Consider the following 16,765-nt stretch of genomic DNA (forward strand, 5'->3'; position numbering starts at 1 on the left):
GGTTTGCAGTTGTTGGCGGTGGTTTGCGGTTGTTTGCAGTGGTTGGCCGGAGTTTCGGAAGGGGGAGCGTTTCCGGTCTAGAGAACGTGGGGACGTTCGGTTTTGCCGCAGAGGGGCAATGAGGCAGAGGAGGCAGAGATGAAGAGTGGGTATATGAGTTTGGTTGCTGCTGGGGTGGTGTGGAGTTGGTGAGGTGGTGGAAGATTGGCGCTGCTGAGTGCCATCTATGGCTGGCATGTCACCGAAGTAGCTGGGATGGTCGGGTGTCAGCGTGTTTACGGCGCACTGATCGACAGACAGGAGTGTCCGTCGTACTTCACGGGCTGGCCGTCGTGGTCAGAGTGAGAGTTGTGGATGGAGGAACGAGATGGAAGCCGCACTCGGAGAGTGCGGACCACGCCGCGCTGGGTGGGATGGCGGCGGTGGGGAAGTGGCGTGGTTTTGAATTGCTCTTTATCACTCCTGGATTTCGCCTTTGTTTAGACTGGGGTGATTGTTCGCTGGTTTCCTGTGGCGGGAGGTTGTGATCGAGGACGAGTTCGAGTAGGAGGACCCGTTCTCCGCTCTGCGAGCTACGAAGGGCAAGCCGAGAACGATTTAGACACCTACACACACGATTCGGACTCATGACCTGGCTGACTGAACATACGCTCCTGCCCGCAGACACCTGGCAACTTGTGCTGGCGGCGCTGGGGGCGATGTGCATTGGGATGTCGAAGGCGGGGCTGTCGGGGACGTCGACGCTGAATGTGGTGCTGATGGCGCAGATTTTTGGGGCGAAGCAGTCGGTGGGGGTGATCCTGCCGATGCTGATCGCGGCGGATTTCATGGGCTTCATCATCAACCGCAAGGGCGGGAGCTGGCGGAGGATCGTGCCGATGGTGCCGCCGGCGATTGCAGGGGTGGTGGTGGGCTGGCTGCTGCTGGGGAAGTTTGACAACTCGATGGCGCGCATTGTGATCGGGTGGATCATCATTGTGCTGCTGGTGTTTAACTATGTGCTGAACAAGCGGCGGCAGGATTTTCTGGCGCTGACGGAGCACCGGGTCTTTACGTGGTCGATGGGGTTTCTGGCCGGGGTGGTGACGATGCTGGCGAATGCAGCGGGGCCGGTGATGACGGTGTACCTGCTGGCACAGCATCTGGAGAAGAAGGAGTACCTGGGGGTGTTCAGCCGGTTCTTCCTGTTTATCAATCTATTCAAGGTGCCGTTCAGCACGGATCTGGGGATCATCAATGGGAGATCGCTGATGACGAATGTGACGCTGATGCCGTGCGTGGTGGTGGGGGTGGTGATTGGGTGGTGGATCCTGAAGCGGCTGCCGCAGAAGGTGTTTGAGAATGTGCTGTTCTGGCTGACGGCGTTTGCGGCGGTGTGGCTGATTCGGGGCTAGATGCTGGATGCTGGATGCTGGATGCTGGATGCTGGATGCTGGACGGCGGGGCGGGAAGAGGGGAAAGAGGAGGAAGACAGGACGGAATGCTGGGGGGACTTGCGGAGGCGTGGGTTCACGCGGGATGCTGCGGAATAAATTCCGCGCTCCAGCAGGCCTTGCGGGAATTGCACTTAATGCCGGATTAATATTTTGTGGAGGGTCTTGTCAGGGGATGAGTCCGCAATAGGCTTTGGGCTCCCATGAAGCCTGTACTGTTTGCCCTGCTTTTTTCGTCGATTGCCGCTGCTGCTGATTTTCCTGCGCTGTATAACAGCGAGCCGGGGAATCCGACGCCGATGAAGCCGCAGGATGCGCTGAAGGCGCTGAAGGTACCCGAGGGATTTAAGGCGACGCTGTTTGCGGCGGAGCCGGATGTGCAGAATCCGGTGGGGATGAGCTGGGACACGCGAGGCCGGATGTGGGTGGCGGAGAACTACACGTATGCGGAGCGGACGAAGAGGTTTGACCTGAGCCTGAAGGACCGCGTCATCATTCTCGAAGACAAGGACTGGGACGGGGTGGCGGAGACGCGGAAGGTCTTCACGGAAGATGTGCAGATGCTGACGAGCGTGGAGGTGGGGCGTGACGGGGTGTGGCTGATGTGCCCGCCGCAGGTGCTCTTCATCGCGGACCGCAACCATGACGACATCCCTGATGGTGAGCCGGAGGTGGTGCTGGACGGCTTTACGGTGGCGAAGGACAACTACCATAACTTTGCCAACGGGCTGCGACTGGCGCCGGATGGCTGGCTGTATGGGCGCTGCGGGCACTCGTGCCCTGGGAAGCTGGGTGTGCCGGGAACGCCGGAGGAGAAGCGTGTGCCGATGAAGGGGGGGATCTGGCGCTACCACCCGGAGAAGAAGATCGTGGAGGTGCTGACGCATGGCACGACGAATCCGTGGGGGCATGACTGGGATGCGAACGGGGAGATGTTTTTCATCAACACGGTGACGGGACATCTGTGGCACCTCATTCATGGGGCGCACCTGATGGATTCGAGCAATGCGAACCCGTTTGTGTATGAGAAGCTGGATACGATCGCGGATCACTACCACTACGACCGGAGCGGGAGCTGGACGGCATCGCGCGATGGGAAGGCGAACAGCCTGGGCGGCGGGCATGCGCACATCGGGATGATGATTTATCAAGCGGAGCAGTGGCCGAAGGAGTACCAGGGGAAGCTTTTCACGCTGAACATGCATGGCCGCCGCGCGAATGTGGAACGACTGGAGCGCAACGGGAGCGGGTATGTAGGCAAGCATGAGCCGGATGTGTTTCTGAGCGATGATCCGTGGTTCCGCGGGATCGAGATCAGCACGGGGCCGGATGGCAGCGGATTCATCCTGGACTGGAGCGACACGGGTGAGTGCCATGAGTCCACGGGGGTGCACCGCACAAGCGGGCGCATTTTTCGTATAAGCTACGGTGAGGCGAAGAAAGCGGAGGTGCCATTCGCGTGGAAGAAAGCGTGGCCGAAGGCGGACCTGGGCTCGGAAGATGAGCATGCGCGTGCGCTGGCGATCCGTGAGATGACGCAGTTCTCGCCGCTGGATGCGATTCCGGGACCGATGGAGGGCGTGGCGTATCCGGAGCTGGGGTTTGACCCGGTGAAGATGGCGCGGGAGGAGAAGTCGGCTTTTGTGCGGCTGACACTGGCGAGCACGCTGCAGCGGCTGCCGGTGAGCAAGCGCGCGGAGCTGGGGGCGGCGCTGCTGGCGCATGGGGAAGATGCGAATGATCCCTTCCTGCCGAATCTGGTATGGTATGGCATTTCTCCGCTGGCGAAGCAGGACCCGATGGCACTGGTGAAACTGGCGAAGGACTGCACGTGGCCGAAGACGCTGAAGTGGATGACGCGGAGCGTGGCGACGCAGCCGGAGGCGCTGAATGCGCTGCTGGCGGGTGCGAAGGCGGAGCAGGCTGCGACGATTTTGGAGGGGATGGCGGAGGCGTTTAAGGGCATCCGCAAAGCGGCGAAGCCGGAAGCGTGGGATACCTTTGCAAGCAAGACGGGCAAGGCGGAGGCGGAGAAGAAGACTGTCCAAGAGCTGAGCATCCTCTTTGGGGATGGACGTGCGCTGGATGATGTGAAGAAGACGGCGCTGGATGAGAAGGCGGATCTGGCGGCACGGGAGGCTGCGCTGAAGACGCTGATCGAGAACAAGCCGGATGATCTGCGAGCGATCTGCACGCAGCTGCTGGAAGTGCGGGGGCTGAATGTGACGGCGGTGCGCGGGCTGGCGCTGTTTGATGATCCGGAGATCGGGACGAAGCTAGCGGCGAGCTACAAGAAATTTGCCCCGGCGGAGCGCACGACGGTGATCGACACGCTGGTGTCGCGTCCGGCGTTTGCGAAGGCGCTGCTGAAGGACATGGCGGCGGGCAAGATCCCGAGGGCGGACTTGAGCGCGTTCCATGCGCGGCAGATCAATGCCTTTAAAGATGCCGAGCTATCCAAGCAACTGGTGGAAGCGTGGGGTGAGCTGCGGGAGTCTGCGGCGGACAAGAAGGAGCTGATCGAGAAGGTGAAGAAGCAGCTAACGCCAGCGACACTGGCGAAGGCGAATCTGAGCCAGGGGCGGATGCTCTTCACGGCGGTGTGCGGATCGTGCCACACGATGTATGGGCAGGGCGGGAAGATCGGGCCGGATCTGACGGGATCTGGCCGTGCGAACCTGGACTACCTGCTGGAGAACATTGCCGATCCGAGCGGGGTGGTGAGCGCGGACTACCGGATGAGCCTGCTGACGCACAAGGACGGCCGTGTGCTGAGCGGGGTGGTGACGGAGTCGAATGCGCGGACGATCACGCTGCGGACGATGACGGAGACGATGACGCTGGACCGTTCGGACATCGTGAAGCAGGAGGCGTCTCCGCTTTCCATGATGCCGGAGGGGCTGCTGCTGGCCTTTGGGCCGGAGCAGGTGCGCGATCTGATTGCCTACCTGATGCATCCGGTGCAGGTTCCGCTGCCTAAAGCGCCATGACCACGCGTGACTCCAACCGCAAATTCCAGCCCGGTCCGGGCTGGCTGCTGTTCTTTGGCATGATCGCGGTGCTCGTTTTCAACCGTAACAGCCGTGACGTGGTGAAGGCGATGATGGAGCAGGTGAAGGTGCAGACGCACCGCATGGGGACGGAGTATGATGGGCTGAAAAGCACCCTGAAGAAGAAGCGGGAAGAGGCTGGAAAGACGACCGTTGATTAACCTCAGCGTATTTTAAGGGAATCTTTGTTTGGCATATGCCAGTGAGGTGCTGTAGTACCGCAATGTCACAAGGACCTCTTCTCATCACTGGCGGCGCAGGATACATCGGCTCCCACACCGTGCGCCATCTTCTGGAGCAAAATGAGCGCATCGTGGTGCTCGACAACCTGGTCTTTGGGCATCGGGACGCGCTGCCGCTGGATCGGGTGACCTTTGTGGAAGGCGACATGGCGGATGCGCCGCTGATCGAGAAGCTCTTTGCGGAACACAAGCCGGAGGCGGTGCTGCATTTTGCGGCCTTTGCCTATGTGGGCGAGTCTGTGACCGATCCGCTGAAGTACTACCGCAACAACCTGGCGGCACCGCTGACGCTGCTGGAGGCGATGCAGCGGCATGGGTGCAAGCGCTTCATCTTTTCCTCCACCTGCGCGACGTATGGAGATCCGGTGCGGATCCCGATCGATGAAACCCATCCGCAGGCACCGGTGAATCCGTATGGTGCGAGCAAGTGGATGCTGGAGCGCGTGCTGCGCGACTGCGATACTGCATGGGGACTGAAGTCGGTCTTTCTGCGCTACTTTAACGCGAGCGGCTGCCATCCGAGCGGTGAGATCGGCGAGGATCATAATCCGGAGACGCATCTCATCCCGCGTGTGCTGATGGCGGCGACCGGCGAGGTGGACAGCATCACGGTCTTTGGCACCGACTATGCCACACCCGATGGCACATGCGTGCGTGACTACATTCATGTCTGCGATCTGGCATCTGCGCATGCGCTGGCCTTGAGCTATCTGCGCAAGGGTGGAGAAACGACTCCAGTGAACCTCGGTACAGGACGTGGATTCAGTGTGAAAGAGATCATTGCCACGGCTGAAGCTGTGACTGGCAAAAAGATTCCGGTGAACTACGGGCCGCGTCGTGCAGGTGACCCATCGGAGCTTATTGCGAACCCTACCAAAGCTAAAGAAATCCTTCAGTGGCAAGCTGCGCATACCGATCCACGTGAGCACATTGACTCTGCATGGAGATGGATGAATGGACCACGTCACGGACGCTACGCAGTTTGAACATTGTTTAATATAGACTGTCCTAGTGTAGCGACCGTAGGTTGCGAAAATCATGAGGACATCTGTTCATTGGCTGATCTGCATCTTGGCGTTTTTTGGCAGCACGCTTCTTCAAGCTGTTGAGCTGACACGTGAACCCGAGATCGCCGTCACGACGAGCACTGCAAAAATCAAATGGGCCACCGACGTGGCCTGCGGGACGAGGCTGCAGTTTGGCCTGAGCCCTGCAGCACTGACTGACAAGGCTGAAGGAGAAGTGACGAGTGATCACGTCATTGAGCTGACGTCTCTCAAAGCAGGCACCACCTATTACTACAGCCTCGGCAGCGCTCGTGCGCAGCTGGCCAAGGGCAGCTTTACCACGACCACAAACGACGCGAGTGCGGCGGCAGCGACACCGCAGCCATCGCTGCTGAGGCGTGTGCTGAACGCAGTGAGCCTAGAGAAAAGGGCGACAAGCGCGACGGACGCGTCATTGAAAGCGCCACCGACACGACAAACCTGGGGCCATGTGGATTCATTGCAGGATCATTTTGATCGACATGGTGGGGATTTCGCAAGCCGCTCACCGGATGAGTATGCAGCACAAGCGTGGCAGTTTCTTCAAAGGGCGCGTGCAGAGAACCTGCCAATGAAACTGGATGACACCGATGGAACCCTACGAGTGTTTGACCCGGCCACGCGTACGTTTGGAGCGTATAACAGGGTTGGCATGACAAAGACCTTTTTCAAACCGGACAGCCCAACCTACTGGCAACGCCAGCCCGGCCGGAATGTGAAGGCTGCCGACTTGAGACTCCCCCCCCGCTGATGATGAGCCGAAAGTCTCCCAAAAAACCAACCATGAAAATTTCACCCAACTCCTGTCCTGTTTGCGGCTACGCCGACCTGGCAGAGCCGCCGCGCAACCGCACGGGCGGCGCTTCCATGGAGATCTGCGCCTGCTGCGGATTTCAATTTGGCGTCACCGATGATGACAAAGGCGTGAGCTATGACGAGCACCGGCAACAGTGGATCGCCAACGGCATGCCGTGGACCAGCAAAGGCAAGAAAGCTCCGAAAGACTGGAACCCACAGACACAACTGGGCTCCCTGGCGCTGCGTGCCACGCTGAGCCGTGTGAAAGGACGCCCGCCGCGCATTCACGCGTAAACCACGCGTAGGTCTGAGAAAATCAAGCAGAAGCACCTTTGAGCAGACTGAGGGCGTGCACGCGCGCGCTCTCAGCGCTGCCGCCAAGCATGCGGGCGAGCTCATTGACGCGCTGCTCGTCGCTGACGGACTGGATCTGTGAGCGTGTGGTGTTGCCGGTGATTTCCTTGGTGACGACGAAGTGGCTTTGCGCGAGCGAGGCGACCTGCGGGAAGTGCGTGATGGCGATGACCTGATGGGTGGCGCCCAGAGCGGCCATCTTGCGGCCGACGGCTTCGGCGATGTTGCCTCCGACGTTGGCGTCGATTTCATCGAACACGAGCAGCGGCACCACATCCTGCCTGGCGAGGGCGCTTTTCACAGCGAGAAGCACGCGGGACATTTCGCCGCTGGATGCGGTGAGGCGGAGGGGCTTGGAGGGCTCGCCGGGATTGGGCGCGAAGTGGAAGTCCACTTCTTCGAGGCCATTGCGCTCCGGAGCAGGCAGGGCAGCGAGCTGAGCCTCGAAGACGCTGCGCTTGAAGCCGAGGTCTGCGAGATGCGCGGCGACTTCCTTGGCGAGTTTTGGCGCGGCGTCGGTGCGTTTCTTTGAGAGCTGCTTGCCAAGCTTGAGCACATCGGCCTCGCGTTCTTTGACGAGCTTTTGGAGTCTGGCGATCTCCTCGCCACGATTTTCCATTTTGGCGAGCTTGCGCTCGGTTTCGGCAAGGAACTCGAGAATCTCGGCGATGGTGCGGCCGTATTTGCGCTTGAGGGTCTGGATGGTGTGGATGCGGCTTTCGAGCTTCTCCAGTTCAGCGCCGTCGATTTCCAGATCTTCGGCATAGTCCTGCACGCTGCTTTCAAGCTCCGTGAGCTCGATCTGCGCGGATTTGAAGCCGGCAAACATTGCGGCGGTGGCGGGGTCGATTTTTTCCAGCTCGTGGATGCTGCGCCCGAGCTCGCGGAGGCCGTCGATGATGCTGCCTTCACCTTCGCTCAAGCGGCTGGTAATGCTGCCGCAAAGCTCGGCGAGGCGTGCGCCGTTAGCGGCGATACGGTGGCGGGCCTCGATTTCCTCCTCCTCGCCGGGTTTGAGATTGGCGGCGGCAATCTCATTGGCCTGGAATTTGAGCATGTCGATCTGCTGGCTGCTGGCGCGCTCGGAGTTTTCGAGTTCATCGAGTTCCGTGGCTGCGGTGCGCCAGAGCTTCCAGGCGGCCTGGTATTTGCCGAGCATTTCTTCGATGCCGGCGTATTTGTCGAGCATCTCCAGCTGGCGCTCGCGTGAATTGAGCGACTGATGATCGTGGGGGCCGTGAAGATCGACGAGGAACTCTCCGAGGCTTTTGAGCACCTGGATGGTGACGGGGGAGCAATTGACGAACTGTTTATTAGCTCCGCTGGCGCTGATGGTGCGTTTGATGAGGAGCTCGCCATCCTGGCAGGGGTCGAGCCCGGCCTCTTCGAGAACGGAGTCGATGGCCGAGGTGTTTTTGAGATGGAAGCTGGCCTCGACCGTGCAGGCGTCCTGGCCATTGCGGATGAGGCTGCGGTCGGCGCGTTCGCCCAAAATCAGCTTCAAGGCACCCACGATGATGGATTTACCCGCGCCGGTCTCCCCGGTGACCCCGATCAAACCAGCGGCCAGATCCCAGGTCACATCTTCAACAAGGGCCAGATTGCGGATTTTGAGGAAGGAAAGCATGGATGGAGAGAAATAGTGGACAAATGAACATGCAACGTTCTTTTCGCATTTCAACCACCACGAGGCGATCTTCCACTCCAAGATTTGAATGCGCGCGAGAAATGTGCGGCAGATTTGTAGCCAAGCTCGGCGGCGACGGCTTTCACGAGGGCGTCTGGCTGACGGAGCTTGATGGCGGCCTGGGAGAGCTTGAGCCTGGTGAGGCAGGCGAGGGGCGTTTCTGTGTCGTAACGCTGAAACAGCCGGGTGAAGTAGGCGGCGGAGACGTGGCAAGCTTTGGCGGCCTGCTCAATGCTGCTGAGAACCGGGTAATTCCGCAGAAGATGTCCACGGCAGCGGAGGTAGGTGGCGTAGGCGGGGTCGATCTTGGTGGTGGCAGACTGGCGCGAGTCTGCGCAGAGCACGAGAGCGTGCTCCAGGGCGGCGGATGCGGCCCGCAGGCCGAAGCGACCACCGCGCAGCGCGTGGTCGATGACCTCCTCCAGCAGGGAAACCACGCGGGAGGCATCTGCCACTCGCAGGACGCTGCCGGGCGGGAGATCAAGATCGCTCATCAGCCGAAGTGCGCGCTGGCCGGTGAAATTGAAGAAGTATTTTACCATGGGCTCGTCCGCACCGCTGCGGATGACCTGAGGCGTGGTGGGGTCAAAGATGAAGGCATGGCCAGCCTCCAGCTCGTGCGTCTGATCTGCCAATGTGACGCTGCCGCGCCCTTTGGAGACGAACTCAAAGGCCATGAAAGGAAAGCTCCGGCGGTCCACCACGAAGTCGGGGGCGCACCACTCGCAGCCGCCGCCGACGAGGCAGAGATTCATTTCGTCATGCAGGCGCTTCTCCCAATCAGGCAGGAAAAAGCGGCGTGTGCGGACGACTTGAGTCGAAAAGTAGTCGGCCTGGTCGGTGGCTGGCGTGGTTGGCACGGAGCTTTCAAAGGTGTGAAGCCGGGGAATCTTGCGAGAAAGAGTCAAGAATCGTCATGCCAGTGGCAAACATTCAACGCAGTGAGAGGTTGCCTTGGAGGCCGCTCCCGAGTCCCTTCCGGGCATGTCCCAACCCCTTAGCGGCATTATTCCCCCACTTGTCACCCCACTGCGTGATCGCGACACGCTCGACTGCGCCGGTTTGGAGCGCCTGATCGAGCATCTGATCGGCGGGGGAGTCTCCGGATTGTTCATTCTCGGCACCACAGGTGAAGGCCCGAGCCTGAGCTACCGGCTGCGCCGTGAGCTGATTGACCGCACGTGCAAACAGACGGCGGGACGCGTGCCGGTGCTGGTGGGAATCACGGACACCTCGTTTACAGAGAGTGTGAACCTGGCCAAGCACAGCGCCGACGCCGGAGCGACGCATGTGGTGACAGCGCCACCCTACTACTTCCCTGCAGCGCCGCCGGAGATGCAGGAGTACATCCAGGATCTGGTGGCAGAAATGCCGCTGCCGATGTTTTTGTACAACATGCCGGGTCTGACAAAGGTGAGCTTTGAGATCGACCTGGTGCGCCGGGCGCTGGACATGCCTGGTGTCTGCGGGGTGAAGGACAGCTCGTGTGACATGATCTACTTTCACCGGCTGATCGAGGTGGCGAAGCAGCGTGCGGACTGGAGCGTGCTGGTGGGGCCTGAGGAACTCACCGCCGAAGCCGTGCTGCTGGGTGGACATGGCGGGATCAACGGAGGGGCGAATCTGAACCCGAAGCTGTATGTGGAAATGTATCAGGCGGCTGCAGCACAAGATTTGAAGCGCACCCGCGAACTGCATGCGCAGGTGATGCAGCTGGCGGGGAGCATTTACACGGTGGGCAGACACAAGTCCGCGATCATCAAGGGGATCAAGTGCGGGCTGTCGCTGCTGGGCATCTGTGAAGACCACATGGCGGAGCCGTTTCAGCGGTTCCGTGAGCCTGAGCGGGCGATGATTCGTGAAAGGCTTGTGAAGCTGGGATTGATCTCTTAAAACCCAAACGCCATGAAATTTGCCCCGCTACTCTACCTTGCCATCTTCCTGCTGATCCAATGCGATCTCCACGCCCAGATACCCGGAGGTTTCAGCGCCCTCTCTCCAAGAGACAAGGAGGCGCTTGCCGCTGCTGCGTTTGCGGTGAAGACGAAGGATCCGAAGCTGAAGCTGGAAGGCATCGCGAGTGGAGAGAGCCAGGTGGTTGCTGGGTTGAACTTCAAGCTGGTGCTGAATGTGCTGGATGGCAGCACGCCTAAACAGGCGGCAGTGGTGGTGTGGCACAAGCTGGACAGAAGCCATGAACTGACCTCCTGGGAATGGCTGGGAGCTGCCAAACCGCAGCCTGGGGTGCTGAAGACGGAGTACATCTATGACACGGGGCCGTACCCCTCGGTGCATGCGACGACGATCGTGGAAACGCCGACGGGGATGGTTTCGGCGTGGTTTGGCGGCACGGCGGAGAAGAACCCGGATGTGTGCATCTGGGTGTCCCGACTGGTGGATGGCAAGTGGACAGAGAGCGTGGAGACGGCCAATGGCGTGCAGCCAGACGGCACGCGGCACCCGACGTGGAATCCCGTTTTGTTTCAACCACGCAACGCACCGCTGATGCTGTTTTACAAGGTGGGTCCGTCGCCGAGCACCTGGTGGGGAGAGCTGAAAACCTCCACGGATGGCGGCAAGACGTGGTCGGCTACGCAGAAGCTGCCGAAGGGGATCTTTGGCCCGATCAAGAACAAGCCAGTGCAGCTGCCGAATGGGGACATCCTGTGCCCAACGAGCAATGAGACCGACACCAAACCAAGCGCGTGGGCTATCTATTTTGAGCGGACGAGTGATCTGGGCAAAACGTGGCAGCGCACGGAGCTGCTGCATGACGGGCTGAAGGTGAGCGCGATCCAGCCGAGCATTCTCTTCCTGGGTGGTGAGAAGATCGAGGCGGTGGGACGCACGCGGCAGGGGAAGGTCTTCCAGATCGCCTCCGATGATCTCGGCAAAACCTGGGGTGAGATTTCGCTGACTGAGCTGCCGAATCCGAACTCGGGGACAGATGCGGTGACGCTGAAGGACGGAAGGCATCTGCTGATCTACAACCACACGGCGAAGGGCCGCAGCCCGCTGAACCTGGCGGTGAGCAAGAATGGCAAGGTGTGGGAAGCGGCACTGGTGCTGGAGGACGAGCCGAAGAGGGAGTTTAGCTATCCGGCGATCATTCAGACGAGCGACGGGCTGGTGCATATCACGTACACGTGGAAGCGCCAGAAGGCGAAGCACGTGGTGATTGATCCGGCCAAGCTGGAGCTGAAGCCGATCGTGAACGGGCAGTGGCCGCAGTGAGCTTTTCCTGGACTGTCCGCATGCAGAAGCACCTATTTCATTTCACGGCCTTGGCCACGGTCATTGCGGTCCAAATGACCGCCGCTGCACCCAATGCGGAGCTGGTGAAACAGACTGACCAAGCGTGGGAGGTGACGTGGAACCGCTTCTACCTTCCCAAAGTGCAGACGTTTGGCGATTACCTGAGCAGCTATGAAAAGGGCAAGGAACAGGCACATCTGCCGACAGCTGAGGAGGTGAAAAAGCAGTATCCGAACCCGTGTGGCTACAGCACGGGCATGGAGGATGGCGCGATTCTCGGCGGGGCGATGCTCAGCGTGCTGTGCGACCGCTTTGCGGTGACAGGAGACGAGGGACTGCTAGAGAAGGCGGCGGGTGTGTTTGCGGGGCTGAGGCGCTGCGCGACCGTGCATGGGGTGCGTGGCTTTGTGGCGCGCAATGTGTGCCCGGAGGATGGGCGGAGCGTGTATATCAACTCATCGCGAGATCAGGTGACGCACTTTGTGCATGGGCTGTGGCAGTATTACCGCAGCCCGCTGGCGGATGAGACGACGAAGAAGGATATCCGTGTGGTGCTGGCGGATGTGGCGGAGCGAATGCTTGCTTTTGTGACGCCGGAGAATGATTTTGATTTCTGCCGTGCAGATGGGACACGCTGCCCGCTGGGCATCTGCCGGATGTGGAATGTGCAGCCGCATGAAGCCGCACGGCTGCCGATGATTTATGCGACAGCGTGGGATGTGACGCGTGAAGAACGCTACCGCGAAGCCTGGAGGCGCTATGCGGCAGACGCCATCGCGCAATCAGCCGCGCCTGGTGAGAACAAGCCGGCCTATGCGCTGCTGCAGATGCAGTGCTCTCTGGAGGTGCTGCATGAACTGGAACCGGATGCCGCGCTGAAGGCCACGATTCATGAACGGATGATGCATGTGCGCGAGCTGGCGGCGAAACGTTTTGACAGTGTGCGGGCGCAGATTGCCAAGAAGAGCGCGGAAGAAATGCGGATGACCGGACCGGACTGGCGGAAAGTGCCTGAGTGGAGGAACCAGAAGGGCTACCCGAATCCGCAGTGGGGTCCGTTTCGCGAGATCTGGCATATCACGCGTGAAGCCGGGGAATCTGGGCTGATCCTGCTCATGGTTGAGCCCGGCGCGCTCTCCGAAGCGCAGCAGACCGCGCTGGCAGGACTGATCCGAGAGTTTGATTATGCGCACAACTCCAGCTGCGGCGTCATTTACCACCTGGCTGCGTACTGGAAGGCGCGCCGCAACCATCTGCTGGCCAACTGATATGACTCCGAACCGGATGAAAGGCCGCCTCTTTGCCACCTGCCTGTGGTTATCCGCCGTGCTGCCGTGTGTTTGCATGGCGGAAACGGGGGATGCACGTGACGTGCGTGTGATCCGCACCGCCGAGCAGGAGCCGCGGGCGGCGCTGCTGGGGCAGCCGAGTCTGGCGCTATGGAAGGAGAAGCATCTGGTGGCAGCGTACCAGCTTGGCATCGCTGGAAAGACGGACATGGGCAGCATTGATGCAGTGGTGTCCACCGACGACGGGCAGAGCTGGAGCATCCCCAGCACCATCTTTGACAGCACGGAGCGGCATGGGGCCATGCAGTTTGGCTACTGCAATGCGGTGCTGTACAAGCCGCCGGGACAAGAGGTGCTGTGGTGCTTTGCGATGCGCTGCCCACTGAACTATGCGGACAGCGAGGACTCGCACCTGGCCGCAGCGTACAGCGGTGACGGGGGGCGCTCGTGGAATCCCGTGGAGCTGGCGATGCATTACACGGGACCGCTGGTGATTCTGGGAGAGATCCAGCGGATCGAGGAAGACGGGCACCCGGTGTATGCGATGCCCGCGCACCGCAACACGAAGCGGGCTGATCCGCATGGCACGAGAGAGCATTTTGTGCTGCGTAGCACCAGCCTGATGGACTGGCACTTGGGTGGCTATGTGCCGCTGCCAAAAGGACGCGAGATGTTTCTGCATGAAGGACAGATCGCCGTGATGGATGCAAAGAAGGGGCAGCTGAAGATGGTGATGCGCACCTCGACTGGAGTGCCAGAGGGGAAGCTGATGGATGGAGGAGCGCTGAATCCGCCACGGGCATGGTCAAGCAATAGCGAGGATGGCGGGCGCAGCTGGAGCGTGGCGAAAGAAGAGCCGGAGCTGTGGAACACGGTCTCTGAAGCGTGGTATGGCCGCAGCGGAGATGGCAGGCTGCTGTATGTGTATAATGACGGCCCGACATTCAGCCGAATGGCGCTGCGATACAAAGTGAGCAACGCCTATGGCGTGTGGGGACCGGAGCGGACCTTCTTTGATGAGAGCATTCACAATTCCTACCCCACGCTGATCGAGGTGGCTCCGGGTGAATTTCGTGCGGTGTGGGACAGTGGAGATGCCAAACGCCACCGGCGTGCGATCCGCTTTGGCAAGCTGAGCCTACCAGACCTGAAACCGGCGGCTCCGTGAGGGGCCGCGTGACGCAGCGCCTTTCATTTCATCTTCTTTTTTACAGGCTGTTTATGACATACCCCCATCCCATCCTCCGTGCCCTCTTTGTGGCGCCGATCCTAGCCCTGAACGTCTTTGCCGCTGATGATGCGAAACTGGAGATCGATGACTCCGCGAAGAAGAAAGCGGCGGCACCCACTATCGCGCTGCCTGCGGATCAAAAGCAGAATGTGATCATCTACAAGGAACCGGGGCGCTATGGGGGCTGGCCTGCGAATCATGGGCTGTGGCAGTGGGGAGATGAGCTGGTGGTGGGGTTTACCTCCACGTGGTACAAGCAGACGACAACGGATCACCGTATTGACCGAACGAAGCCGAGTTATGAGATCCAGGCGCGCAGCGTGGATGGAGGCAAGACGTGGAAGACGGAAGAGAACCTGCCTTTTGCAGATCACACCCAGGAAGCCAAGCCCACACCACTGACGACGCCGTTTGATTTCACCGCGCCTGATTCAGCGCTGATGTTTCGCTTTGGCAGCCTGCATGCGGGCCCCTCGTGGTTTTACACAAGCCTGGACCGCTGCAAGACGTGGCAGGGACCTTACTCGTTTGCGGTGGAGGGAGTGGACCGCATCTGCACGCGCACAGATTTGATCATTCTGGGCAAACACGACTGCCTGATGTTCGGGAGCTGTGGAAAGAAGAACGATGGCAAGGAGGGGCGTGTGTTTTGCGCAAGGACGACGGATGGTGGACTGAGCTGGAAACTGGTCTCGCTGATCGGGCCGGAGCCGATGGAGGGCGGGTATGCGATCATGCCGTCATCACTAAAGTTGAAGGATGGGACGCTTTTGACCATGATCCGGCGTTCTGATCCGAAGGTGTCGGGGTTTATCGAAGCGTGGCGCAGTGCGGACATGGGCAAGACGTGGACGATGACCGGAAAAGCGGTGACACGAATCGGGGGCAATCCCCCTGCCCTGGTGCAGCTGCAGGACGGACGTGTGGCGGTGAGCTATGGCTACCGCCACAAGCCCTCGGGAATGCGGGCGTGCATCAGCGCAGATGGCGGAGTGACGTGGGGGCCGGAGATCGTGCTGCGGGAGGATGGGTTTGACGGGGATCTGGGGTATCCGCGCAGTCTGGTGAGGCCTGACGGGCGGGTGCTGACGGTGTATTACTACAACGGGCCGAAGGAGGATGACCGGGCGATCGAGGGGACGTTTTGGACGGCTCCATTGGGGAAATGAGAGAGGTTTGCGGATGTTGGCCAAGACAGGATGGAAGCCGCACTCGGAGAGTGCGGACCACTCCGCGCCGGGCAGTGCGGCAGGTTTGGGAAACTCGACCGCTTTTCCGCTAGGAAGAGCGATGTGGAGCGTTTGAGGTAGCATTCATGAAAACTCTTTTTTTCTCCCCGGCTTCCTGCCGTGTGATTTTCGCAGCCTGTGTTGCTTTGCTGGCGTGTGATTCTGCGTTTGCGCAGAGCAAGGCACCGAGCCTGCCAACGGGGATCAAGATGGAGAAGGACATCTCCTACATCCCAGATGGTGATGAGGCGCAGAAGCTGGACCTCTACCTGCCTGAGAAGACGGCGGAGAAACCCCTGCCGCTGATCGTGCACATCCATGGCGGCGGGTGGATGGGAGGAAGCAAGTTTCCGTGTGCGGTGGCTGGCATGGTTTTGAAAGGGTATGCGGTGGTGAGCGTGGAATATCGCTTCAGCCAGAAGGCGAAATTTCCGGCGCAGATCCAGGACTGCCAGGCGGCGATCCGCTGGCTGCGTGCGCACAGCAAGGAGTATCAGATCGACCCCGAGCATGTGGGAGTGGTGGGAGGGTCGGCGGGCGGGCATTTGTCCTCGCTGGTGGGCACGGCGGGCGGAAAAAATGCGTTTCCGAAAATCGGCGGCAATGATGAGCAGCCTGACCGGGTGCAGGCGGTGTGCGACATCTTTGGGCCGTCGGATTTCAGCACGGTGGTGCAGCAGGCGATGGAGGACAAAAATGTGAAGAACATCTTTGAGTTTAACACGCCGAAGGATCCGTATTCGGAGCTGATCGGAACGAAGCTGGATGACAAGGAGAAGGCGGATGCGGTGAGCCCGGTGCATTATGTGAGCAAGGACAACCCGCCTTTTCTGATCCTGCATGGCACGCATGACACGCTGGTGCCGTATGCGCAGAGTGTGGAGTTTGCCGAGGCGCTGAAGGCACAGGGGGTGGAAACGTGGCTGCAGACGCTGCCGGGATCCGGGCATGGCGGGCCTGCGTTTGGCAAACCAGCGGTGATCCAGCTGATGCAGAACTTTTTCGACAAATACCTCAAAGGTGCGGACGTGCCGATCGCGCTGGTGCCAGAAGCGTAGGTGGCGGTGGAGGCGCCGAAGCAGATCGGAAAGTAAACGGAGGCTCTTTGCCAGTCGCTTTTTTTCGCCCGGCCATTCACTTTTATCCAAGAC

14 protein-coding genes are annotated in these 16,765 nt (G+C 60.2%); 12 read left to right on the forward strand and 2 right to left on the reverse strand.

What is annotated here, in order from left to right; all coding sequences use genetic code 11:
* Positions 1–677 precede the first annotated feature (677 nt).
* The 6 genes from HNQ65_RS24260 (at position 678) to HNQ65_RS24285 (ending at position 6,863) form a co-directional block, all read left to right on the forward strand.
* Positions 678–1,394: a TSUP family transporter gene (locus HNQ65_RS24260; RefSeq protein ID WP_184343988.1), complete on the forward strand. Its 717-nt coding sequence runs from the start codon at positions 678–680 to the stop codon at positions 1,392–1,394.
* 242 nt (positions 1,395–1,636) lie between these two features.
* The gene (locus HNQ65_RS24265) at positions 1,637–4,423 is read left to right on the forward strand and encodes a PVC-type heme-binding CxxCH protein (protein ID WP_184343991.1); all 2,787 of its coding nucleotides are present in this window, start codon (positions 1,637–1,639) and stop codon (positions 4,421–4,423) included.
* Entirely contained in the window at positions 4,420–4,644 is a 225-nt protein-coding gene (locus tag HNQ65_RS24270) for a hypothetical protein (RefSeq protein ID WP_184343993.1), read from the forward strand. The genes HNQ65_RS24265 and HNQ65_RS24270 overlap by 4 nt, the downstream gene beginning before the upstream one ends.
* Positions 4,645–4,706: 62 nt before the next feature.
* The gene (galE, locus tag HNQ65_RS24275; protein WP_184343995.1) at positions 4,707–5,711 is read left to right on the forward strand and encodes a UDP-glucose 4-epimerase GalE; all 1,005 of its coding nucleotides are present in this window, start codon (positions 4,707–4,709) and stop codon (positions 5,709–5,711) included.
* A 52-nt stretch (positions 5,712–5,763) separates the two neighbouring features.
* Positions 5,764–6,522 (forward strand): fibronectin type III domain-containing protein, encoded by a 759-nt coding sequence (locus HNQ65_RS24280; protein ID WP_184343997.1) that lies wholly within the window; start codon positions 5,764–5,766, stop codon positions 6,520–6,522.
* A 32-nt stretch (positions 6,523–6,554) separates the two neighbouring features.
* On the forward strand, positions 6,555–6,863 hold the full coding sequence (locus HNQ65_RS24285; protein WP_184343999.1) for a hypothetical protein: 309 nt from the start codon (positions 6,555–6,557) through the stop codon (positions 6,861–6,863).
* A 22-nt stretch (positions 6,864–6,885) separates the two neighbouring features.
* Here HNQ65_RS24285 and recN read toward each other — a convergent pair whose 3' ends face one another.
* Together recN and HNQ65_RS24295 are read right to left on the reverse strand one after the other, a co-directional pair.
* A complete protein-coding gene (gene recN / locus HNQ65_RS24290) occupies positions 6,886–8,550 on the reverse strand; it encodes a DNA repair protein RecN (RefSeq protein ID WP_184344001.1) in 1,665 nt (554 codons plus the stop codon).
* Positions 8,551–8,600: 50 nt separating this feature from the next.
* The gene (locus HNQ65_RS24295; RefSeq protein WP_184344003.1) at positions 8,601–9,470 is read right to left on the reverse strand and encodes a helix-turn-helix transcriptional regulator; all 870 of its coding nucleotides are present in this window, start codon (positions 9,468–9,470) and stop codon (positions 8,601–8,603) included.
* Between the two features lie 124 nt (positions 9,471–9,594).
* Here HNQ65_RS24295 and HNQ65_RS24300 point away from each other — a divergent pair, with 124 nt between their 5' ends.
* The 6 genes from HNQ65_RS24300 to HNQ65_RS24325 all read left to right on the forward strand — a co-directional run bounded on the left by HNQ65_RS24300 (position 9,595) and on the right by HNQ65_RS24325 (position 16,672).
* Complete coding sequence (locus HNQ65_RS24300; RefSeq protein WP_184344005.1) at positions 9,595–10,503, forward strand: dihydrodipicolinate synthase family protein; 909 nt, start codon at positions 9,595–9,597, stop codon at positions 10,501–10,503.
* 12 nt (positions 10,504–10,515) lie between these two features.
* Complete coding sequence (locus HNQ65_RS24305) at positions 10,516–11,844, forward strand: exo-alpha-sialidase (RefSeq protein ID WP_184344006.1); 1,329 nt, start codon at positions 10,516–10,518, stop codon at positions 11,842–11,844.
* A 20-nt stretch (positions 11,845–11,864) separates the two neighbouring features.
* On the forward strand, positions 11,865–13,133 hold the full coding sequence (locus tag HNQ65_RS24310; protein ID WP_221306280.1) for a hypothetical protein: 1,269 nt from the start codon (positions 11,865–11,867) through the stop codon (positions 13,131–13,133).
* Positions 13,134–13,149: 16 nt separating this feature from the next.
* The gene (locus HNQ65_RS24315; protein ID WP_221306281.1) at positions 13,150–14,322 is read left to right on the forward strand and encodes a sialidase family protein; all 1,173 of its coding nucleotides are present in this window, start codon (positions 13,150–13,152) and stop codon (positions 14,320–14,322) included.
* A 53-nt stretch (positions 14,323–14,375) separates the two neighbouring features.
* A complete protein-coding gene (locus HNQ65_RS24320; protein WP_184344010.1) occupies positions 14,376–15,554 on the forward strand; it encodes a sialidase family protein in 1,179 nt (392 codons plus the stop codon).
* Between the two features lie 146 nt (positions 15,555–15,700).
* A complete protein-coding gene (locus tag HNQ65_RS24325) occupies positions 15,701–16,672 on the forward strand; it encodes an alpha/beta hydrolase (RefSeq protein WP_184344012.1) in 972 nt (323 codons plus the stop codon).
* Positions 16,673–16,765: the final 93 nt, after the last annotated feature.

The organism is Prosthecobacter vanneervenii, assembly GCF_014203095.1.
Taxonomy (GTDB): domain Bacteria; phylum Verrucomicrobiota; class Verrucomicrobiia; order Verrucomicrobiales; family Verrucomicrobiaceae; genus Prosthecobacter; species Prosthecobacter vanneervenii.